The following is a 19,822-nucleotide window of genomic DNA, read 5'->3' on the forward strand; positions in this document are numbered from 1 at the left end:
ACAGGATGTTAGCGCTACCATTTAGCAAATTCAAGGCTTAGCTTAGCGGGGAAATCCCTAGCTTCGCTCAGCGAGCGTCTTTTAAGGTACTTTCTCTTTCGATGATGCTGAAGCCGACATCGACAACGGCCTCGGACTCAGCGGACTCCGCCTTCTCGATCCTGGAGACCAGGAAACGCGCAGCGCGAGTACCGATCGCCTTCCCATCGATGCTGACGGAACTGAGTGTTGGGGACATCTCGGCGGCGAAGTCGTAATCGCCGAAGCCCATCACCGCGAGCTGATCCGGAACACGGATGCCCAGCGCTTGTGCCTGCACGATGACGCCCTGCGCCAAGGGGTCGGAGCTGCAGACCACAACATCCAGCCCAGGGGCACGCTCCAGCAGCTTGGCAAAATGCCGCTTGCCCAAGCCCATGGTGGTTGGGACTGGTACCGACTCGAGGGGCACGTCGCCGATACCGTGCCTGGCCAAGGTCGCAAGCAGGCCGCGGCGGCGAACTTCGCCCCGCTGGTCATTGGCGAACAAGAGTCCGAATCGCTTGTGCCCCTTGCCCAGCAGGTACTCCGCCACGGCCACCCCGACCTGTTCGTGGGAAAACCCAACCAGCATGTCCATCGGCGAGGGACTCATATCCCAGGTTTCGACCAGCGGGATACCGGCATTGAGCAGTCGGGTGCGCGTAGTGTCGGTATGCACCGTGCCGGTCAGGACAATGCCATCGGGACGGCGGCTCAGGATGGCGTCCAGCAGTTCCTGCTCGCGTGACGCGTCGTATCCGGAAAGGCCGAGCATCACCTGGTACCCGGCCTTGCCGAGTTCATCCGTAAGCGCCTGCGTGACTTGGGCAAACATGGAATTCGCGATGGTCGGCACCACGACCGCAACGAGCCGGCTACGGCGTGAAGCCAGTCCCCCTGCGAGCAGGTTCGGCACATAGCCCGTGCGCTCGATGGCCCCCTTCACCACCGCGAGCGTGCGAGGCGAAACCCGTTCCGGGTTGTTCAGGACCCGCGACACCGTCATGGCAGATACGCCGGCGATGCTGGCGACATCGGCCACCGTGGCGCTGCCGGTCGCTCGGGGCGAGCTGCGAACGTGCGGCAACGCCGCCGGCTTCTTGCCGCTGCCCTCTTCGTTGCGCGGGTTGCCCTCAATGGATTCTTTTTCCTGCTTCATCGCTTCTGCTGGTAGTTGTGCCGGAGACCGGATAGACGCTTCGGACCGCCGCGCCCGCAGAGTATACCCACCTGGCCAGGCAGACCCGATGGCCCCGGAATCGGTACCGAGGAGCAGGACTTCGCCGGCAATGGCGAGTGACTGCGCGATCATCCGTGATCGCGATCCGCTCGAGCGTGGCCCTGAGCGGCACCCCTCGCCGGCCTGCCTTTCACGTCATTTTCGAGTGGCCGACTCTACAGAATCGCGATGCCGCTGCCGTTAATGGAGACGGCCGTCTACGACAAGCCCTTCGCCCTGAAAGATCTCGCGATCCATGAATTCCAACCGGCCAGACCAGACCCAACCGATTACCTTCCAGTGGGCGCTAGCGCTCACCTTCGTGGCCTGGTTTGTCGAGGTGATATTGACCATGTTGCTGCGCCCGGCCTTGCTGCGCAACGGCATGCAGCCGATGGCCGCCGCCAGTCTCATTCGTGTGGTCTGCTACGGGCTGGTGTTCAGCACCTTGCTGCATGCCAGCGGGTTGAGCTATCGCAAGCTGTTCCACGAGGGCAGCGCCAGCGTGGCGGCCACGCTGGGCCTGTTGGGTCCGCCGATCCTGCTGATGGTGCCACTGATCCTGCTGCTCGATGGCCTGGCCATGGTCGGCATCGAGGCACTGTTCCCCTTTTCCGCCGACGACGCGCGCATGATCACGGAGATGACGAGCGGCGGCATCGGCATCTGGGTGCTGGTGTGCGTGATTGCACCGTTCGTGGAGGAGATGTTCTTCCGCGGCATCCTGCTGCGCGGCATGCTCAGGCGATATGGCCGCGCCGACGCCAGCGTCTACTCGGCGTTCGTCTTCGGCGTGGCGCACCTGAACATCTACCAGTTCGTGATCGCGTTCGCCATCGGGCTGTTCGCGGCGGCGCTCTATTGCCGCACGCGTTCGCTCTGGCCCGGCATTGTCCTGCATGCGGGCCTCAACACGGGCGTCATGGTCTCGGCCGCGATTGCACCGGAAAGCACGGCGCTGGAAGCGTCGATCGGCGTGTGGGCGCTAGCCGCTCCATTGGGGCTGGCCGGGGCCTGGATGCTGCGCCGGCTACTGTGGCAACGTCACGGCGCGGGCGCGACGGAAGGCCACTCCTGATTTCCCCGTTTCATCCTGCAGACAATCCACAAGCCCGGCCCGCAAGCCAGTTTCTTCCGCGGCGTCGAAGCGGCCGATGAACACCATCGTGCAGAGATGAACACCATCGTGCAGAGATCCTCTGCGTTGGCTTGCTCGCAAGCCAACAGTGCCACTCGGCGCGCTGCCAGCTGGCACGCATGCACGCCCACATGGCCCGCCAGCCTGACGATACCTTTGGCACGCAGCACATTACCGGGCAGCGACTTGAGAAACGCCTTCAGGCGCTGCTTGTCGAACTTGCCATGCAGCCGCACGGAGAAGCTGGAGATCTGCAGCGTATCGGGGCGGCTGAAAGCCAGGGGCTGGCACAAACGGATCGGCGGGCGAGGCGCAACGCACGCATCGAAAATCAAGCTCAACGGAATGCGTCCACGATCCGCCTCCACGATCAGCGTTGCCTGCGTGAGCGCGGCAATACGGGCGCGCACGGCAGCCTGATCTTCAGCCCCCGCCAGATCCAGCTTGGTGAGCACAACCACGCCTGCGCCCACGATCTGGCGCCGCGCCAGATCGCCAACGTAAGGATCGGCGAGCGTGGCATCGATGCCAATCGCATCGACCAGCACAAGCACCGCCGTCAGGCTGAAAGCGCGATTGAGCAGGCCGATCTGCGCGATCTTGAGCGGATCGGATACGCCGCTAGCCTCGATCAGCAGGACATCCGGCCTGTCTACCCGTGTGTCGATACGGGTCAATGCATCGACCAGCGCCCCGCCGATGGTGCAGCAAATGCAGCCATTGTCCAGCTCGATCACATCGTCGCTTTGGCCCCGAATCAGTTGTGCGTCGATATTGATATCACCGAAATCGTTCACCAGGACCGCCACCTTCTTGCCGTGGGGTTGCGTCAGCACGCGGTTGAGCAGCGTGGTCTTGCCAGCGCCAAGGTAGCCGCCTATCACCACGAGGTCGATTGGCGGGCGGATGGCGGCACCGGTCATGGCGACGGGAACACGCGCCCACCTAGCACGGTGCCCCACACCTTCACGTCTTTAAGCCGCTCGGGCGCCTGCACGGAGGGATCTTCTTCGAGCACCGCAAAGTCGGCAAACTTGCCGACTTCAATGCTGCCAACCAGGTGATCCATGCGGAGCGTGTAGGCGGCTCCGAGCGTGATCGCGCGCAGCGCGTCGGCAATGCGCACCCGCTCTTGCTCGCCCAGGATGCGCCCGGAGGCTGTCTGCCTTTGCACGGCGCACCAGGCGGTGAACATCGGACTGAGTTGCGTGATCGGCGCATCGGAGTGGAATGCGAATGGAATGCCCAGCCGCAGGGCGGAGCCGGCCGCGTCCATGCGGTTGGCGCGATCGGGGCCCATGGTCTGGCTGTAGTGCGCGTCGCCCCAATAGTAGATGTGGTTGGAGAAGAAGTTGACGCACAGCCCCAGGGCCTTGATGCGCCGAAGCTGGCCCGCGTCCGCCATCTGGCAGTGCTGAAGCGTGTGGCGATGGTCCGGGCGCGGATACTTTTCCAGGAGGGTCTCCAGTGCATCGAGCACGACCTCGGTGGCCTCGTCGCCGTTGGTGTGGATATGCAGTTGAAGGCCGGCGCGATGGAACGGCGCCAGGGTCTCGGCAAGCTGCTCCGGGGGAATCAGCCACAAGCCGTTGGGCTTTCCGCTGAAGTAGCCTGGCCATTTGACGCGGGCGGTAAAGCCCTGGATCGAGCCGTCGACGATGAACTTGACGGGCCCGAAGCGTAGCTTGTCGGTATTGCCCTCCATGGCCGCCAGCGCCCCTTGCGCGCCGTGCGCGGGGCTGCGTTGCGGCGCCAGCGCGGGCACGATGCGCACGGGATAGGCCGGGTCGGCGGTGACCTCGTGCAAGGTGCGGTTGCCCAGCTCGGTCAGGTCATTGACCAGGTCGGTCGCCGTGGTCACGCCGGCCAGTTGCGCCACGCGGCCGAAGTTCCAGATGGCGGCGGGCTTCTCGCTGGCGGCTATCGAGAGCTTGCCGCCGATCACCTGGTAGACAGGGAACATCGCGGCGAACTCCTGCAGTTCTCCGGTGGGCAGGCCATCGCTATCCTTGTCGATGCCGTCGATGTCGGTGTCTTCGTCGATGCCGGCCAATGCCAGCATGGCGCTGTTGACGTTCATCAGGTGCACGCTGGCGTGCAGGATGGCAATGGGCCGGCGCGCGGACACCACGTCAAGCTCGCGCGTGGTGAGGCGCGCGGTGCCAAAGAAGATCGGATCGAACCCCCAGGCCAGCAGGGGTTCGCCGTCATCTGCCATGTTGCTTTGCGCCTGGGCAAGCCGTTCGATGACCTGCTCGAGCGTGGTCAGGCCGCGCCACAGCGTGCCGTCCGGCCCGCGGCGATCGTAGTAGCCAACGTACACGGCGTCCCACATCGCACCTTCCATCAGGTGGCAATGCGCCTCCACCAGCCCCGGCATCAGCACCTTGTCGCGGAAGGTGTCGTCCAGCGCGTACGGCCCCCATTGCCTTGCATCCTCCAGCGTACCCACCGACAGGATCCTGCCGTCGCGCACCGCCACGTGCGTGGCGTGTGGCTGGGCCGGGTTCATGGTGAGGATGCGCTTGGCGGCGAATACGGTTGTCGCGGCGGGCTTATCGTTTATTGTCATGGCGATGGACTTCATCCGGATGCAGGCATTAGGGAATGGCGAAAGGCTTGACCGGACGCATCACGGCGTTGGTCACGCACGTCACTGCAATATTGACCGCGAGGCAGATAAAGCCAAGGTTGACGCCACCAAAATCCACCTGCTGCGTGTAGAAGAAAATGGCCAGCAACTGCCCTACGACAATGCCCAGGCCCACCGCCACCGGCCGCACCTTGAGATGGAACAGGATGATCAGCACACCCGGAAGGAATTGCGTCACGCCGTAGTAGGTGGTGTTGATCAGCGTGAGCATCAGGTTCGGCGTGAACATGGTGGTCACGATGGAAGCCAGCAGGTAGCACACGATCACCATCTTGGCGCTGCGCTTTTGCTTGCTCTCCGGCATGCCCGGCAGCAGGTTGCGGCTGACAATGGGACCGATCGCCAGGCAGATACCCGCCAGCACCAGCAGGCCGGACAGCGCCGCGGCGGCGGTCACCAGACCAAGCAGCCAGCCGGGAAGCAGATGCACGGCGGCCGCGAAGAACGCGTCATTGGGCGAGGCCAGCTTCAGGTCGGCGCTGATGGCGTAGTACGAGGCTACCACCAGGAAGGGATACATCAGCATGTACAGCGGCATCGCCACCTGCGTGCGGCGGATGGTGTTGGCCGTCTTGGCCGTGAAGAAGTTCTGTATCGCGAAGGGCATCATGTAGAAACCGAGCGCCTGGAACAGCATGGTGCTCATGGAGAACTTCAGCTGCTGCGTGTTCATGGTGTTGCTCACATGCTGGCTGGCCGCATGGAACACGTCATGCACGCCGTATTCCCACGATACCGCGACGCCAGTGACGATGATCGCCACCACCATCAGGATGTCCTTGAGGATGGCGATATAGGCCGAGGCGCGCACACCGGAGATCGCAATGTACGTGAATGCCAGCGCCGCCGAGATCAGGATCAGGTGCAAGGGCTCGAAGTGCCAGCCCAGCCCTTTGAGCGCGGCAACAAGCCCGGTGAACTGCAACTGGCCCCAGGGAATGAGGAACAGGATGGCCGAGATCGCCACTACCAGCTCCAGCGCGCGGCTGCCGTAGTGGCTTTTGAACAGGTCGGGCAAGGTGATGGCATTGTGGCGCTTGCCGGCCTGCCAGATCTTGGGGCCCAGGAAGTATCCGATGGGATACGCCAGCAGGATGTAGCCGAGAAACCAGATGCCATAGGTGGGACCCTTGGCGTAGATGCCGCCGGGAAAGCCAACCATGGTCCCAATGCTGTAGATCTCGCCGGCCGCGAGGAAGAACACCAGCGCGGCGCCGAACTGCCGAGACGCCACGAAGAAATCGTGCACGCTCTGCGCCCCGTGCCCCTTCCGGGAGCGGATGGCAAGATACAGCGAGAATGCGATAAAGCCCAGGAATACGATGGTTGACATGCTCAGGCTCCGGTGGCGATCAGCAATTGCGGGGATCGGTGTCCGGCACATGCCGGTCGAACATCAGCCAGCAGGTGAGCAGGCAGCCGGAGGTGAGGACGAACCAGGCAAAGATCCACATGTAGATAAACGGCACTCCGAGCACGTAGATGTCCATCGAGGCCACCCACGGCAGCAAGCCGATCACGCCAACATAGGGGATGCCAATACCGATCAGGTACCTGAGCATGCTTGTCTCCTTTGATTTTTGTTGTGGCCGTGGCGATACGCGCAAATGTGCATGGTGGATGCACGCCACGGCCATCGTCCCGCCTGGCATGGCCGGCTGGTCTTTTTTTGCAGTATTGAAGATCGGCCAGGGAAGCGCTAGTACCAGCGGGCACGTATCGATGAGTCCAGCGCTTCCCGTTTTCCCAAGCGGGCTCAGGGTTAACGCCTGTGGGCAGGCAGGCACCGATGGTGCCGCTGCGAGGGAATCAGGCGGTTGGAGATGCCAAAGCGGGCTTAAATGTTCCAGCGATCCGCGATGGCCGCCAGACGCTGCCTGAGGTCGTCGAACTCCTCGGACAAGCGCAGCGTCAGCGAGACATAGCCGGCCCATCGCGGCGCAACGGTGCCCGCGATTTGCGCAAGCGAACAAGTGCCACGCGGCGCCAGGCGCGCCACCACGCCATGGGTCAACGCGCGCGCCATGCCGATCAGCATCGCGCTGACGCGGCGGTTCTCTTCGGCAAGATAGTCGCGCACAAATGCCTTGGCTAGTTCGTCGTCAACGCGCGGGCGCGTGGCCGCGAGCACTTCCAGCAGGCTGATGCTCACGCGCATGCCGTGCTGGATGGCTTCGAGCTGCTCCATCGATACGTTGATCTCCTTGGCCACCGATGGCATCAGCGATCGCAGCTGCACCAGCAAGCTGCCTTGCAGCACCATGGCCCGCTGCAGCACAGCCCGGTCGAAGCCCGCGCCGTTGACGATGGCTGTGTGCATCCTGGCGCAGCTGCGCAGGGCCTCGGCCAGCTTGTAGCGCCACGTGTAGGTGGCGTGCAGCGGCAGCGCGAAGGAGAACAGCAGCGCGATCGCGATGCCGATCAGCACATCCGCCGCGCGCCAAAGGCCGTCCGCAATGGCGTTCTCGCCATGGCCGGCGACGATAAAGATGGTGATGGCCGAGAGCAGCGCCACGTAGCCGCCCTTGCCGATCGCGTGATAGGCACAGATGGCGCAAGCGATCACGATCAGCGCATAGCTGAGCAAGGGCGCGTGAAAATACGATTGCTGCAGGATGATCACCAGCCCCGCGCCAGCGCCGATCAGCGTGCCGAGCGCACGCTCAGCCGCCTTCTTGCGGATATTGCCGTGGTGCTGCAGGCCGCCGATGACCACCAGCAGCGTGATCGATGCCCATTCGCCGTGGGGCAGGTGGATGCCGGTGGTCAGCGCAATGGACGTCAGCAGCCCGACCAGCCCGAGCGCCACCCTGCCCGCATGTATCACCTTGGCATGGCGGTAGCGCCGCGCCGGATCCAGCATCGGGCGCAGCACGCGCCGCAGCCACGGATGGGCGCGAGAAAACAGCATGCCGGTCATGCTGGCCCGCCGGCTTGCGCGATGCCTTCATGCAATTCCTCGGGCACGTGGGTGTGCCACGGCTCCAGCGGCGCGCCGCGCTGCGAATCGTAGGCCCGCACGCCCAGCACGGTGACAAGCACCACGCCGGCCACCACGGCCGTGCGCTTGAGCAGACGGGTGATTCTTGGCAACATCATCGGCTACCTGGCTGACAACGGGGAAGCGCCGGGCGCGACCGCCCGGCTGGCACCAGCTAAATACGCTAGTGTCCTCCGCCTTTCACCGCAAGGCAACCGGTGCCCGGGCACACAGGCACGCGCCTTGTGCCGTTCAGCCCTAGGCGAAGGTCGCACGCCCCTGCGCCACCAGCCGCACCAGCAGTGGCGCGGGTGCCCAGTGCTCGCCGTGGATGGCATGCAACGCCCGGATCTTGTCGAGCGTGCAGCCCAGGCCGATGGTCTCGGCATGGAACATTGGCCCGCCGCGCCAGGCAGGAAAGCCATAGCCATGCACGTACACCACGTCGATATCCGAGGCGCGCTGCGCGATGCCCTCCTCCAGGATGCGCGCGCCCTCGTTAACCAGTGCGAGCATGCAGCGCTCGACGATCTCCTCGTCACTCACGTCGCGGCGTTCGATGCCGGCCTCCGCCGCGCAGGCACGGATCAGCGCGTCGACCGCCGGATCGGGTAGCGGCGAGCGGCCGCCGGCTTCGTAGCGGTAGTAGCCCGCATTGGTCTTCTGGCCAAAGCGGCCTTGCTCGCAGATGCGGTCGGCCACCTTGGAGTAGCGCAGGTGCGCGGGCCGCGTCGGTGCGAGCCGCTTGCGCGTGGCCCAGTTGATATCCATGCCGGCAAGATCGGCCATGGCCAGCGGGCCCATGGCCATGCCAAAGCGCGTGAGCGCGCCGTCCACCTGTTGCGGGGATGCGCCCTCCTCCAGCAGGAAGCCGGCCTCGCGCCAGTATGGCGTGAGCATGCGGTTGCCGACAAAACCTTCGCACACGCGCACCAGCACCGGGATCTTGCCGATGGCCTGGGCCATCTTCATGCAGGTGGCGGTGACCTCCGGCGCGGTGCGCTCGCCCTGCACCACTTCCAGCAGCTTCATGACGTTGGCCGGGCTGAAGAAGTGCAGCCCGATCACATCTTGGGGGCGCGAAGTGGAGGCGGCGATCACGTCGATGCTAAGGCGCGAGGTATTGGTGGCGAGGATGGCGCCGGGCTTGCATAACGCGCCGAGCCGGGCGAACACGGCTTCTTTGACCGCCATGTCCTCGAAGACCGCTTCGATGACCAGGTCGGCATCCGCCAGGGCAGCCTCGGCCAGCGTGGGCGTGATGCATGCCATGCGCTGCGCAATGCCCTGCGCCGTGAGCTTGCCCTTGGCTGCCGTGATCTCGTAGTTACGGCGGATCATGGCCAGTCCCCGATCCAGCGCGGCCTGCTGCTGTTCCAGCAAGGTCACCTGGATGCCGGCGTTGGCAAAGGCCATGGCAATGCCGGCGCCCATGGTGCCGGCGCCGAGAATGCCCACCCGCGCCACCGTGCGCAGCGATGCGCCTGCCGGCAGTGCTGCCACCTTGGGCGCCTCGCGTTCTGCGAAGAAGAGGTGGCGCAGCGCCTTCGATTCCGTGCCTGCCACGAGCTGGTCGAAGTGGCCTCGTTCGGCGTCGAGACCGGCGTCAATCGGCAGGCGCGTGGCGGCTTCCACGCAGGCAATGGCGGCGCGTTGCGCCAGCGCATTGCGCGCCTTGGCGCTAACCGCCGCGATGCGCGCCGCAAAGTCCACGCCAGCGGCATCGGCACAAGGCTTGCGCGCGATCACGGGATGGGTGCCCGGCAAACCCGCCACACGCTCGGCAAAGGCCACGGCCGCGGCCAGCGGCTCGCCTCCGATCAGTGCGTCGGCCATGCCGAGCGCCACCGCCTTGTCGCCGCGCTCGGGCTTGCCGCCCTGGATCAGCGCCAGCGCCGCCGGTACGCCAATCAAGCGCGGCAGGCGCTGCGTGCCACCACCGCCCGGCACCAGCCCGAGGTTGACCTCCGGCAGCCCCAGGCTGGCGTCGGCGCTGGCGATGCGGTAGTGGCAGCCGAGGGCCAGTTCCATGCCGCCGCCCAGTGCCACGCCATGGATGGCCGGCAACCACCGGCTTGGCCGACCGCTCGATGCGCGCGATCACCTGGCGCAGGGTGGGCTGCGCGCTGGCAGCCGGCGTATTGAACTGGCGGATATCCGCGCCACCACAGAACACCTTGCCGGCGCCGAGGATCACGATTGCCGCCACGGCATCGTCTTGCGCGGCCAGCGCGATGCCGTCGAACAGGCCAAGGCGTACGGTGTCCCCCAGGCCGTTCACGGGCGGGTTATCGAGCAACAGGATGGCGATGCGGCCTTGGCGGCCATATTGCACCGTAGCGGTGAGCGGAGTGAAGGCGGATGCCGAAGAACTGGACATCATGGGATTGCGCGGGCTCAAAGCAAAGTGGAGAGAATGGCCGTAGCCTGGCTGGACAGTACGCCGCCATTGCCATGCACCAGCGCAATCTCAGCGTCCTTGACCTGGCGCGCGCCAGCCTCGCGGCGCAGCTGCGTGACGGCCTCGATCACCAGGAAGATGCTGTACATGCCCGGGTGGAGGCAGGACAACCCACCGCCATTGGTGTTCATCGGAAACGCGCCGCCCGGCTCGATGCGCCCACCGGACACGAAGGCACCGCCTTCGCCCTTGGCGCAGAAGCCGAGATCCTCCAGGAACAGGATCGGGTTGATGGTGAACGCATCGTAGAGCTCCACCACATCGATATCGTCCGGCCTCAGGCCCGCCTCGGCGAATGCCCTGCGCCCGGACTCCACGGCGGGCGTGACCGTCACATCGTCCATGCAGGAAATCTGCCGGTGCCAGTGAGCATGGCCGCAACCCAGCACATACACCGGGCTGGCGTGCAGGCCGCGCGCGCGGTCGGCCCGCGTGACCACGAAGGCGCCAGCGCCATCGGTGACCAGGCAGCAATCGCGCACCGTGAGCGGGTCCGAGATCATCTTCGCGTTGATGACGTCATCCATCGTAAGCGGGTCGCGCGAGAACGCGTCGGGATTGAGCTGCGCCCACTTGCGCGCGGCCACGGCCACCTCGGCCAGTTGCGCGCGCGTGGTGCCGTACTGGTGCATGTGGCGCGCCGCGGCCAGCGCATAGCTGCTGGGCGGGTTGAAGGGCTTGTACGGGTGCTCGTAGGGCTGCGGGTCAAGCTCGGCCCGCATCTGGTTCTGGCGCGAGCTGCTCGGCGCGCTGCGCGGCGTGCTGCCGTAGCAGATCAGTACGTTGTCGCATTCGCCCGCCTCGATCGCCATGGCGGCAATCTTCAGGTCGGCGATAAACGACGAGCCGCCAAACATCGTGCTATCGGAGAATCTCGGCCGGATGCCGAGGTACTCGGCCATGCGCATCACCCACCACGGCGAGGTGAGGCTGGAGGTGATGATGCCGTCGATCTCCTGCATGCGCAGTCCGCTGGCCTTCACCGCGGCATGCGCTGCCTGCGCGATGATCTCCTGCTCGGTACGCCCGCCGGCGTGGCCAAGGCCGGCCAGCCCGGTGCCGAGGATGGCGATGGCGCCGCGCTGCGAGCCGGATGTGCCTCTGGTACTGCCCATCATTGCGTCTCTCCCGGAACGAATACGAGCAACGGCCCGGCTTCCTCGTGCGCGACCTGCGCCTGCACGCGCATGCCGATGCGGACCGCATCCGGCGCGACGCCGGTGATGCGGCTCATCATCCTTGGCCCTTCGTCCAGGTCGACCAGGCAGACGTTGTAGTCGCCCTCCTTGCGGCGCACCGTGGTGGTGGAATACACGGTGGCGCGGCCCGAGGGCGCAAGCCATTCCAGCGCATCCGAGCCGCAGTGCGGGCAAAGCACGCGTGGAAAGAAGTGCCACCGGCCACAATCCGCGCAGCGCGGAATGGCGAAGCGGCCCTGGGCCAACTGCCCAAAGTAGAAGGCGTCCGCGCCCTGGGCGTCCTGTGTGGAGGATTCGTTTTGCATCGATATGGCTCCGCCCTTGCTAGTTCACCTGCTCGTTCACCTGCCCACCCACTTACTCGTCCACCTTCACGCCGGTGACCTGGACCGTGCGCTGCCACTTGGCCACCTCGGCCTCGACGTACTTGCGGAATGCCGCCGGCCCCAGCGTGCCCGCGGCTTCGGCGCTTTGCTTGCGCAGCTTGGCCGCCATCTCCGGCGAGCTCATGATGCGGTTGGCCTCCTGGTTCAGCCGCGCCACGATCTCCGGCGACGTGCCGGCCGGTGCGTACAAACCCAGCCAGGTGTAGAGGTCATAGTTCTTGAAACCGGCTTCTGCAATCGTCGGCAGATCTGGAAACAGCTTGCTGCGTTCCGCGCTGGTGACCGCGATCGGACGCAGCTTGCCGGCCGCGATAAACGCCGACACGCTCATGGAATCCTGGAACACCATCGGAATCTGCCCCGCCACCACATCGTTGGTCGACGGCGACGCGCCCTTGTACGGCACATGCACCAGCGGCACGCCCGCCACCTGCCGGAACAGCTCGCCGGCAAGGTGCGTGGAGCCGCCGACCCCGGCCGAGCCATAAGGCACGCTGGGCTGCGATTTAGCCCACTTGATGAATTCCGGCAACGTCCTGGCCGGCACCGATGGGTTCACCACCAGCATGTTCGGCGCCTTGGCGATCAATGCGATCGGCTCGAAATCCTTCACCGGCTGGTAGCGCACGTTCTTCTGCACGGCCGGCCCGATCACATGGCCGGTCGCGCTAAGCAGCAGCGTGTAACCATCGTTGGGCTTGCGCGCCACATACTCGGTGGCGATCTGCCCGGCGGCGCCGGGACGGTTCTCCACCACAAAGCTCTGCTTGAACGCCTGCGTCAGTTCGGCCGCCAGCAAACGCCCCACGATATCGGTCATGCCGCCGGGCGCGAATGCCACCACGATGGTGACAGGCTTGCTGGGATACGCGTCCGGCTGGGCCAGCGCGGGCGTGGAGGCCGCCAGGGAGATCAGGGAACTAATGACGCTGCCGCACAAGGCGAGCAGGCGCGGGCGGGCCTGAATGGATTTCACGATGTCTCCGGTCTTTCGTTCTTGTGTGCCGCCGCCTGGTCGACAAGAGGCGGAGAAATCCGCCATCGATGGCTTGGGGCTGCCGGCCAGTATATTTTTGTGGCCGGAGCCCGGCCATCCGAAAGATTCGAATCACCGGTTCGTGGAATTGGAACGCTTGGGGGGTTATCAGACCCGGCGGGCGCCTGGCCATTGCTCCGTCATGCCGGCATTCCGGCCAGCTTTCGGGACTGCCACCGTACACCTTCGAGGATTGCGTCGGCCAGGTCCGCGGGGAAACCCGCCGGCAGGCCGGCCGCGACCTTGGACAGCACCAAGTCCATTGCGGCGATCAGTTCTTCGATAAGCGCTTCGACGCCCTGCGTGCTCAAGCCGACCTGCCGGCCTTGTGCAAGCCAGTGCCTGCGGCGTATCTGCCCAATCAGGTAGTAGTTCTCGTTGCCGCGAACCGAGCAGTTCGAACGGCGTGACGCCGCTGGTCCGGAAGCGTTGCGCAAGGCGACGCCGAATGGCATCGCTGTCCGGCAGCAGATTGCCGAAAAAATCGGTGACGATGCTGCCCTTGTAGGGCGCATTGGCCGGCAGGAATGGGAGGGACAGGGAAAGCGGGCGCCCTTGCTCGTCCTGGATCCACTCGTCAAAGTAGGTCAGCGACTCCACCTGCGCGCGTTCCCAGATGCCGACCGGGACGCCGTTCATCCAGATCTGCAGCCTTTTGCTTGTGTGAGCGGCGCCCCATGCCTACCAAGCCTCGCGCCGCTTCGGCGCGGCGGGCGCGATCGCCTTCGCGCGCTTGGGCTTGGCGGGGGCGGCGCTATCTTGCGCCACCAGAGCAGTCGCCGCGGTGCCTTGTCGCGGCGCCGACTGATAAGCGCCGGGAGGCATGGCGGCCTGTGAGGCTATCGGACTCAATACCAGTTCCACCCCAAGAACTTGCAGGGTCCGGTACAGGCGCTCGATGCTGGCCGCGGCGGGGTTGGCCTCCAGTTGGGCGTATGACTGCTGCGTGATACCCAGCTTTGCTGCAACCTCCGCCTGCGTCAGGTGATTGGCCTTGCGAAAGCCTTGCAGGATGGGACGTAGCTGGCTGATGGCTTTGATGGGATAGTCCATGGCGATCTCCGGCACATGCTATTTAGCCAACAAAGTCTAGCCAGTAAAAACGGAATACAGGTTAAACAATGTAAATTTGAAATACAAGTTATGTACTGTATTCCATCTAAGCTCATCCCCCGGTAAACAACTGGCTCGGCGCGATATACACGCGGATCCCCCTGGCCTGCGCCACATCCGGGAAGATGGTCCTCATCTCGACCGAAGTGCCGCCGATGGCCTCCAGGAACGTCCAGCCGACGGTCTTGTCGCCGGCGCGGAAGGCCACCGATTCACCGGAGGCCACGCTCACGTAGTTCATGCCCGGGGCAAGCGTGACAGTGCGGGTCGTCGTGCTCACGTCGGCGGGACTGCCGAACAGGGCGGCGACACGGGTTGCCTTATTGGCCGGCGTGGGCGCCGTGGCGCTCCAGGCGGAGGGACTGGCGGAGGCGATGCCGAGGAGGGAGAGTGCCAGAGCGGCGGCGAGCGTTTGCTTCTTGTTCATCGTTTTTCCTTGTGCCTACCCTTGTCAAATTTGGGTACACGAGGAAAGTGTAGCGACGATGAATTTATTCTAAAAATGATATATTCCGCCAAAATGCAGTCGCTTTTTTCATGGATGGCGGCAATGCCCGCAACTACACCACAGGCGCGCCATCCTCCCGCGTGGCGGCAACACGCGGGTCGCTGAGCAGGAATTGCACGAACGCCGCCGTGAAGGACGGCAGCTTGCCTTCGGCGCGCACGATCAGGTTCAGCTCGCGGCGGGCCCAGGTCTCCGCCAGGCGCACGCCGGCTATCCTCGCCTCACGCAGGGCCGTCGCGGCCACGCTGCGCGGTACCAGCGCCACGCCCACGCCGGCTTCGACCAGCGACAACGCGGCCTCGAAGCTGTGGGCGTGCAGCCGCACGTTGGGGCTTTTGCCGGCGCGCTGCGCCATGTCGCGCAAGAAAAGGAAGTTGCTGCTGGCGCGGCTCATGCAGACGAAATCGAAATCCAGCGCAGCGCCAAAGCGCAACTCGGCCTGGCGCGCCAGCGGATGGCCGTTGGGCACCGCCAGGATCAGTTCGTCCACCGCGTAGCGCACGGCGCGCACCTCGCTGGCATCGATGTCGCCGGCCAGGATGCCGATATCGGCCTCCTGCGCGGCCACGGCGGAGGGAATCGCCTGGCTGGCGCGCTCTTCCAGGTCGATGTTGACGTCCGGGTTGGCGGCCAGGAAGCGGCTTACGCTGGGGATGATGAAGCCATTGAGCGAACTGCTATTGGCCAGCAGCCGGATATGGCCCTTGAGCCCAGCGGAAAAGCGACCGACTTCGCCATGCATGCGCTCCACGCCGCGCAGCAGTTCGCGCACGTGCACCAGCAAGGTTTCCCCGGCGGGCGTGAGCTCCATGCCGCGCGCGCTGCGCACGAACAAGGCGGTGCCCATCGCATGCTCGAGATTCTTGAGGCGGTAGCTGGCGGCGGATGCCGTGATGTGGATAGCGGAAGCACCGCTGGAAAGGCTCTGTGCTTCGGCAATCGCCTGGAACAGGCGCAGGTCGGTGAGCTCGTAGCGCACTGTGTCTCCGTGGGGCTGTGTTGTTGTTTCGCCATTTGCTGCCTGGGACAGCGCGCGAGACAAGCCCCCCGGCCCCGCGTGCAAGGATTGCGCATTTTAGAGCATCGCGCGGGGCCGGCCCCGGGGACTCCGGGGATCTGGATGCGTGCTTAGGCCAGCGTCAGGCGCACGTCGATGTTGCCACGCGTGGCATTCGAGTACGGGCAGACCACGTGGGCCTTGTCGACCAGGTCTTGCGCAACGGCGCGGTCCAGCCCCGGCAGGGCGATGTTCAGGTCCACCTCGATGCCAAACCCGGTGGGGATGGCGCCGATGCCGACCTGGCCGGTGATGGCGGTGTCAGCGGGCAGTGCCACCTTGTCACGCGCCGCCACGAACTTCAGGGCGCCGAGGAAGCAAGCCGAGTAGCCAGCCGCGAACAGTTGTTCCGGGTTGGTGCCGGCACCACCCGCGCCGCCCAGCTCGCGCGGGGTGGCCAGCTTGATATCCAGCGCGCCATCGGACGACACGGCGCGGCCGTCACGGCCTCCGGTTGCGGTGGCGGAAGCACGGTAGAGGACTTTTTCGATCGACATGATGACACTCCTGGCTAGTGATAAAAACCGGCTCATCGAGCCTTCGGTTGAAGAAAGCCTGTTCGCTTTCCCTATTAAATAGCTAACTATTAAATAGCACGCTATATATTAGACAATAAAGATGGGCTGTCAAGTTGTTCAGCCCGCCTTCAGCCGTCGCTCCAATCGCGCCGGCGCTTTGATCCTTACCCGCCGGCCGCTGTGGCGAAACTCTCGCGCAGCTGGTCCAGCTCCGTCTTCACCGCCATCACCTGATCGACGCTGCAGCCAGAGGCACACAGCACCGCCCGGGGCACCGCCTCAGCCTGCTCCTTGAGCGCATGGCCTTCGGCGGTCAGCGTGACAATGACCTGCCGTTCGTCGGCAACGGCACGTTCACGCCGCAGCAGTTGCTGCGCTTCCATGCGCTTGAGCAGCGGGGTCAGCGTGGCCGAATCCAGATGCAGGCGGCCACCGATTTCCGAGACGGTCAGGCCATCGGCCTCCCATAGCACCATCATCACCAGATACTGCGGATACGTCAGGCCCAGCGGCGCCAGGAGCTTGCGGTACAGCTTGTTCAGCGCAAGCGACGTGGCATACACGGAAAAGCAGAACTGCTGGCCCAGCAGCAACGCCGAAGCGGCATTTGCCGCGGCGCCAGGTGCTGCCTGCTTGGTCCGGGAGGTGCGTTTCGTGTCCATGGGCTGAAATATACATAGCGCACGATTCAATTGCAAGCTATTTTTAATGAGTACATTAACGCATATCTGAGCATCTGCACCCGGCGCTGCGGCTCAAAAAATGTGGTTGACGCCAATGCTCATCGCGCTGTTGCCGGCGCCGGCATTGCCAACATCGTTCGCATTCCAGACCCGATAGAAACCGGTCGCCGCGGTATTCGGCGCGTTGTTCCGGATATGCGCGTAAGACGTGTAGAGGCTGGTCCGCTTGGACAGGTCATAGACATAGCCGACGGCGAACTGCTGGGCATCGTTGTTAGCCGCAGTGCGATCGTTCTTGTAGATGTAGGAGAGGATGGCGCGCCCCGGACCAATTGGCACGGAAGCCCCGACCAGCACATCCTCCGACTTGTAGTTGGGCGTGCCAGGAACGATCGCGCCGCGATTGACGACATAGTTGAAGTAGCCCGTTGCAACGCCGAAATCGTACTTCGCGCCGAAGAAGACCTCGCGGGCATTCTTGCCCGGGCCGTTGGCATCCTGGGCATCGGCGTAAGCCAGCTTCGCCTTGAACGGGCCACGCGTATAACCGATCGATGCGCCAAACTGGCTGTTGGTATTGGTGCTTCCGGGGACCTCGCCGAAGCTGTACGACACTTCGCCTTCGAGGCCCGCCAGCGAGCCAGGCAGGTTGTATTTCACCGCATTGTCGAAACGGTTGCTGCCGCCACGCCCGCCCGCCCGCCGAAATCAGGTTGGCGGACGTGCCGGCCAGGCCCGTGACGAAGGGATCCATCTCGACCTGGGCGTAGGCCAGCGTCGTGTACTGGCGCCCCAGGGTCAGCCGACCATAACGCGAGTCCAGTCCCAGGTAGGACTGGCGGCCAAACAACAGGCCGCCCTGCCCCGAAGCGCCCGTGTCCATCAGGATGCCCGCTTCCAGCGTGAAGAAGGCGGCCAATCCGCCTCCCAATTCTTCCCGCCCGCGCATGCCAACGCGGGATCCCGCCATCATCCCGCTGGTGACCTTGGTCACGGAACCGGCGGCGGCACCACTTTCGCGGACAACGCCCATGTCCGTCACGCCATAGAGGGTCACGCTGGACGACTGCGCCCAGGCCCCGCTCATTCCCGCCGTTGCGCCGATTGCTCCCACTGCGCCAAACACCACCCATGCCCGCTTCATTGCCTTCCCTCCAGCCGTTCGAATCGAATCGTTTTGATGGCAGGAGAGACGGGGCTTCCCATCCCTCCCGGACCCGCCCTGCACGCGAAGCTGCCCCTGGTCGCGGGCAGCTTCGGCAACCACGCTAGAAATCTATAAACTCCATAACTCCATACAAATCCGGATCCGGCACGCACGAAGCCCTCCCCGGCGCCGAAGCGGCGGGAAAAACACGGTGCGTTGCGATTTCAGGGACGGCTGCGTGGCTACGTGGCCCGCCCGGATGCTCTGGCTAGATCACAGCAAGCCGGAGAAATGCCCGACCGTGAGGGAACGCAGCAAGGCCGCCATCTGGCCTTTACGCCCGCCGGCAAGACGACTAATCCGCCTGGATGCCGAATTCCTTGACCAGCTTGCCGTAGCGCGCATAGTCCGAGGCAATGAGCTTGCCCAGCGTGGCCGGGTCGCTACCCTGGGCCGTCACGGCAATGGTGGCCATGCGGGCAACCACGTCGGGCATCTTCAGGATTTCGTTGAAGTGGCCGTTCAGCGTGCGCACAAGCTCGGCCGGCATGCCCTTCGGCCCGACCACGGCTTGCCAGGCCCCGACCTCGGCGTCCTTGTATCCCAACTCGGCAAGCGTCGGCACGTTGGGCGCGAACGGCGAGCGCTTCTGGTCGGCCACGGCAAGGGGCATCAGCTTGCCGGAGGGGAAATATTGCGCAACCGGGCCCAGCGTCGAGTACATCATCGGGACCTGGCCCCCAAGCAGATCGACGACCGCCGGTGCGCTGCCGCGATAGGGCACCTGCATGATCTTGACGCCCGCCGACTTGTTGAAGAGCTCGGCAAGGATCTGCATCGGCGAACCGCTGCCGGGGCTGGCATAGCTCTGCAAGCTGCCCGACTTCGCGTGGGCCACAAGATCTGCCATCTTGTTCACGCCGGAGGCCTTGTTCACGATCACGAACAACGACTGCGTCCCGAGCAGCGCGACTGGCGTCAGGTCCTTCTGCGGGTCGTAAGACGCGCCAGTGCCCGGGCGCAGCACGTGCGGCGAGATGGAGATGGTATTCGGCGCTAACAGTAGCGTGTAGCCGTCGGCCGCCGCCTTCGCCACAAACGCCGTGCCGATCGTCCCGCTCGCGCCTGACCGGTTTTCCACCACCACTGGCTGCCCCAGGCGGCCGGTGAGCTTCTCGGCAAACAGGCGTGCCAGCACGTCCGTGTCGCCGCCCGCCGGATAGGCCACGACGAGGGTGACGGGCTTGGACGGATAGCCGCCCTGTGCCCAGGCGGCACCGGTGGCCAGGACGGAGACAACGGCTGCGATGGCAGCCACCACCTTGCGCCTTTCGAAATGCTTCATGACAACCCTCTGGAAGTTATTCAGACCTGCACATACACGCTCTTGGTCACGCAGCCTCATTCGCCATGAGGCACCCTTTGCCATGCCGTCCCGCTGTTCATATATGAAACAACGTTTCACATAACAAGTTAAAAAAATTATAAATTCTCTTCAATCAAATAAACGCTGGTGTATACCCGGGGCCAACAGGAAACATGCCGAGCGTGGGAAAGCATGGGAGGCAAGCACAGAGGGCTGCGGACACTTGAGTACCGTTTTGCTTACACCCGCTTTGCAGGTACGAAGCCGTGTCTGGCGGCGGCTACCCCACTAACTCACAATTTCGTTGAACACCGATAATTTATGAAGGATGGCCTCA

At 64.5% G+C, this 19,822-nt stretch carries 18 protein-coding genes and 4 pseudogenes; 1 reads left to right on the forward strand and 21 read right to left on the reverse strand.

What is annotated here, in order from left to right; translation table 11 throughout:
- Nucleotides 1-67: 67 nt before the first annotated feature.
- The gene (locus OR16_RS37010) at nucleotides 68-1,180 is read right to left on the reverse strand and encodes a LacI family DNA-binding transcriptional regulator (protein ID WP_006164174.1); all 1,113 of its coding nucleotides are present in this window, start codon (nucleotides 1,178-1,180) and stop codon (nucleotides 68-70) included.
- Nucleotides 1,181-1,496: 316 nt separating this feature from the next.
- Between OR16_RS37010 and OR16_RS37015 the strand changes: the two genes are divergently transcribed.
- Complete coding sequence (locus tag OR16_RS37015; RefSeq protein WP_006164175.1) at nucleotides 1,497-2,318, forward strand: CPBP family intramembrane glutamic endopeptidase; 822 nt, start codon at nucleotides 1,497-1,499, stop codon at nucleotides 2,316-2,318.
- On the opposite strand, the gene OR16_RS37020 is transcribed toward OR16_RS37015, so the two are convergent.
- The 20 genes and pseudogenes from OR16_RS37020 to OR16_RS37105 all read right to left on the reverse strand — a co-directional run bounded on the left by OR16_RS37020 (nucleotide 2,285) and on the right by OR16_RS37105 (nucleotide 19,464).
- Entirely contained in the window at nucleotides 2,285-3,301 is a 1,017-nt protein-coding gene (locus OR16_RS37020; protein ID WP_006164177.1) for a CobW family GTP-binding protein, read from the reverse strand. The two genes, OR16_RS37015 and OR16_RS37020, sit on opposite strands and share 34 nt — an antisense overlap.
- Nucleotides 3,298-4,950, reverse strand: a complete 1,653-nt coding sequence (locus tag OR16_RS37025; RefSeq protein WP_043422674.1) for an amidohydrolase — start codon at nucleotides 4,948-4,950, stop codon at nucleotides 3,298-3,300. Before OR16_RS37025 ends, OR16_RS37020 begins: the two co-directional genes overlap by 4 nt.
- Before the next feature lie 28 nt (nucleotides 4,951-4,978).
- Nucleotides 4,979-6,364, reverse strand: coding sequence for a sodium:solute symporter family protein (locus OR16_RS37030; RefSeq protein ID WP_006164180.1), 1,386 nt, complete (start codon nucleotides 6,362-6,364; stop codon nucleotides 4,979-4,981).
- A gap of 19 nt (nucleotides 6,365-6,383) precedes the next feature.
- Nucleotides 6,384-6,593, reverse strand: coding sequence for a DUF3311 domain-containing protein (locus OR16_RS37035; protein WP_006164181.1), 210 nt, complete (start codon nucleotides 6,591-6,593; stop codon nucleotides 6,384-6,386).
- A gap of 275 nt (nucleotides 6,594-6,868) precedes the next feature.
- Nucleotides 6,869-7,951, reverse strand: coding sequence for an FUSC family protein (locus OR16_RS37040; RefSeq protein ID WP_006164183.1), 1,083 nt, complete (start codon nucleotides 7,949-7,951; stop codon nucleotides 6,869-6,871).
- Entirely contained in the window at nucleotides 7,948-8,130 is a 183-nt protein-coding gene (locus tag OR16_RS37045; RefSeq protein WP_006164185.1) for a hypothetical protein, read from the reverse strand. Before OR16_RS37045 ends, OR16_RS37040 begins: the two co-directional genes overlap by 4 nt.
- A 139-nt stretch (nucleotides 8,131-8,269) precedes the next feature.
- Nucleotides 8,270-10,391, reverse strand: a pseudogene (locus tag OR16_RS37050) (3-hydroxyacyl-CoA dehydrogenase NAD-binding domain-containing protein).
- Nucleotides 10,392-10,408: 17 nt separating this feature from the next.
- Complete coding sequence (locus tag OR16_RS37055; protein WP_006164189.1) at nucleotides 10,409-11,590, reverse strand: thiolase; 1,182 nt, start codon at nucleotides 11,588-11,590, stop codon at nucleotides 10,409-10,411.
- Complete coding sequence (locus tag OR16_RS37060) at nucleotides 11,587-11,976, reverse strand: Zn-ribbon domain-containing OB-fold protein (protein ID WP_006164191.1); 390 nt, start codon at nucleotides 11,974-11,976, stop codon at nucleotides 11,587-11,589. The genes OR16_RS37055 and OR16_RS37060 overlap by 4 nt, the downstream gene beginning before the upstream one ends.
- A 52-nt stretch (nucleotides 11,977-12,028) precedes the next feature.
- The gene (locus OR16_RS37065) at nucleotides 12,029-13,033 is read right to left on the reverse strand and encodes a tripartite tricarboxylate transporter substrate binding protein (protein WP_006164193.1); all 1,005 of its coding nucleotides are present in this window, start codon (nucleotides 13,031-13,033) and stop codon (nucleotides 12,029-12,031) included.
- A gap of 200 nt (nucleotides 13,034-13,233) precedes the next feature.
- Nucleotides 13,234-13,548, reverse strand: coding sequence for a hypothetical protein (locus tag OR16_RS46920; RefSeq protein ID WP_006164195.1), 315 nt, complete (start codon nucleotides 13,546-13,548; stop codon nucleotides 13,234-13,236).
- Nucleotides 13,466-13,732: pseudogene (locus tag OR16_RS46925) on the reverse strand (HipA N-terminal domain-containing protein); the annotation flags it as partial. The pseudogene OR16_RS46925 and the gene OR16_RS46920, both read right to left, overlap by 83 nt.
- A 42-nt stretch (nucleotides 13,733-13,774) precedes the next feature.
- Nucleotides 13,775-14,146: a helix-turn-helix domain-containing protein gene (locus tag OR16_RS37075; RefSeq protein ID WP_006164197.1), complete on the reverse strand. Its 372-nt coding sequence runs from the start codon at nucleotides 14,144-14,146 to the stop codon at nucleotides 13,775-13,777.
- Nucleotides 14,147-14,258: 112 nt separating this feature from the next.
- Nucleotides 14,259-14,633 (reverse strand): CzcE family metal-binding protein, encoded by a 375-nt coding sequence (locus tag OR16_RS37080; protein WP_006164199.1) that lies wholly within the window; start codon nucleotides 14,631-14,633, stop codon nucleotides 14,259-14,261.
- Nucleotides 14,634-14,766: 133 nt separating this feature from the next.
- Nucleotides 14,767-15,693, reverse strand: coding sequence for a LysR substrate-binding domain-containing protein (locus OR16_RS37085; RefSeq protein ID WP_006164201.1), 927 nt, complete (start codon nucleotides 15,691-15,693; stop codon nucleotides 14,767-14,769).
- A gap of 149 nt (nucleotides 15,694-15,842) precedes the next feature.
- A complete protein-coding gene (locus OR16_RS37090; protein WP_006164202.1) occupies nucleotides 15,843-16,268 on the reverse strand; it encodes an organic hydroperoxide resistance protein in 426 nt (141 codons plus the stop codon).
- Between the two features lie 185 nt (nucleotides 16,269-16,453).
- On the reverse strand, nucleotides 16,454-16,951 hold the full coding sequence (locus OR16_RS37095) for a MarR family winged helix-turn-helix transcriptional regulator (protein ID WP_006164203.1): 498 nt from the start codon (nucleotides 16,949-16,951) through the stop codon (nucleotides 16,454-16,456).
- Between the two features lie 93 nt (nucleotides 16,952-17,044).
- Nucleotides 17,045-17,647 (reverse strand): annotated as a pseudogene (locus OR16_RS46930) (porin); the annotation flags it as partial.
- Between the two features lie 25 nt (nucleotides 17,648-17,672).
- Nucleotides 17,673-18,116: pseudogene (locus OR16_RS46935) on the reverse strand (porin); the annotation flags it as partial.
- Nucleotides 18,117-18,474: 358 nt separating this feature from the next.
- Nucleotides 18,475-19,464 (reverse strand): Bug family tripartite tricarboxylate transporter substrate binding protein, encoded by a 990-nt coding sequence (locus tag OR16_RS37105; protein WP_006164207.1) that lies wholly within the window; start codon nucleotides 19,462-19,464, stop codon nucleotides 18,475-18,477.
- Nucleotides 19,465-19,822: the final 358 nt, after the last annotated feature.

It is taken from the genome of Cupriavidus basilensis OR16 (assembly GCF_000243095.1).
Lineage (GTDB): Bacteria > Pseudomonadota > Gammaproteobacteria > Burkholderiales > Burkholderiaceae > Cupriavidus > Cupriavidus basilensis_D.

Bases quoted from the DNA above. Each gene is read 5' to 3' on its own strand.
- OR16_RS37095 (WP_006164203.1), bottom strand. From the start codon at position 16,951: ATGGACACGAAACGCACCTCCCGGACCAAGCAGGCAGCACCTGGCGCC.
- OR16_RS37075 (WP_006164197.1), bottom strand. From the start codon at position 14,146: ATGGACTATCCCATCAAAGCCATCAGCCAGCTACGTCCCATCCTGCAA.
- OR16_RS37015 (WP_006164175.1), top strand. From the start codon at position 1,497: ATGAATTCCAACCGGCCAGACCAGACCCAACCGATTACCTTCCAGTGG.
- OR16_RS37105 (WP_006164207.1), bottom strand. From the start codon at position 19,464: ATGAAGCATTTCGAAAGGCGCAAGGTGGTGGCTGCCATCGCAGCCGTT.
- OR16_RS37090 (WP_006164202.1), bottom strand. From the start codon at position 16,268: ATGTCGATCGAAAAAGTCCTCTACCGTGCTTCCGCCACCGCAACCGGA.
- OR16_RS37010 (WP_006164174.1), bottom strand. From the start codon at position 1,180: ATGAAGCAGGAAAAAGAATCCATTGAGGGCAACCCGCGCAACGAAGAG.
- OR16_RS46920 (WP_006164195.1), bottom strand. From the start codon at position 13,548: ATGCCATTCGGCGTCGCCTTGCGCAACGCTTCCGGACCAGCGGCGTCA.
- OR16_RS37030 (WP_006164180.1), bottom strand. From the start codon at position 6,364: ATGTCAACCATCGTATTCCTGGGCTTTATCGCATTCTCGCTGTATCTT.
- OR16_RS37080 (WP_006164199.1), bottom strand. From the start codon at position 14,633: ATGAACAAGAAGCAAACGCTCGCCGCCGCTCTGGCACTCTCCCTCCTC.
- OR16_RS37045 (WP_006164185.1), bottom strand. From the start codon at position 8,130: ATGATGTTGCCAAGAATCACCCGTCTGCTCAAGCGCACGGCCGTGGTG.
- OR16_RS37035 (WP_006164181.1), bottom strand. From the start codon at position 6,593: ATGCTCAGGTACCTGATCGGTATTGGCATCCCCTATGTTGGCGTGATC.
- OR16_RS37025 (WP_043422674.1), bottom strand. From the start codon at position 4,950: ATGACAATAAACGATAAGCCCGCCGCGACAACCGTATTCGCCGCCAAG.
- OR16_RS37060 (WP_006164191.1), bottom strand. From the start codon at position 11,976: ATGCAAAACGAATCCTCCACACAGGACGCCCAGGGCGCGGACGCCTTC.
- OR16_RS37040 (WP_006164183.1), bottom strand. From the start codon at position 7,951: ATGACCGGCATGCTGTTTTCTCGCGCCCATCCGTGGCTGCGGCGCGTG.
- OR16_RS37020 (WP_006164177.1), bottom strand. From the start codon at position 3,301: ATGACCGGTGCCGCCATCCGCCCGCCAATCGACCTCGTGGTGATAGGC.
- OR16_RS37055 (WP_006164189.1), bottom strand. From the start codon at position 11,590: ATGATGGGCAGTACCAGAGGCACATCCGGCTCGCAGCGCGGCGCCATC.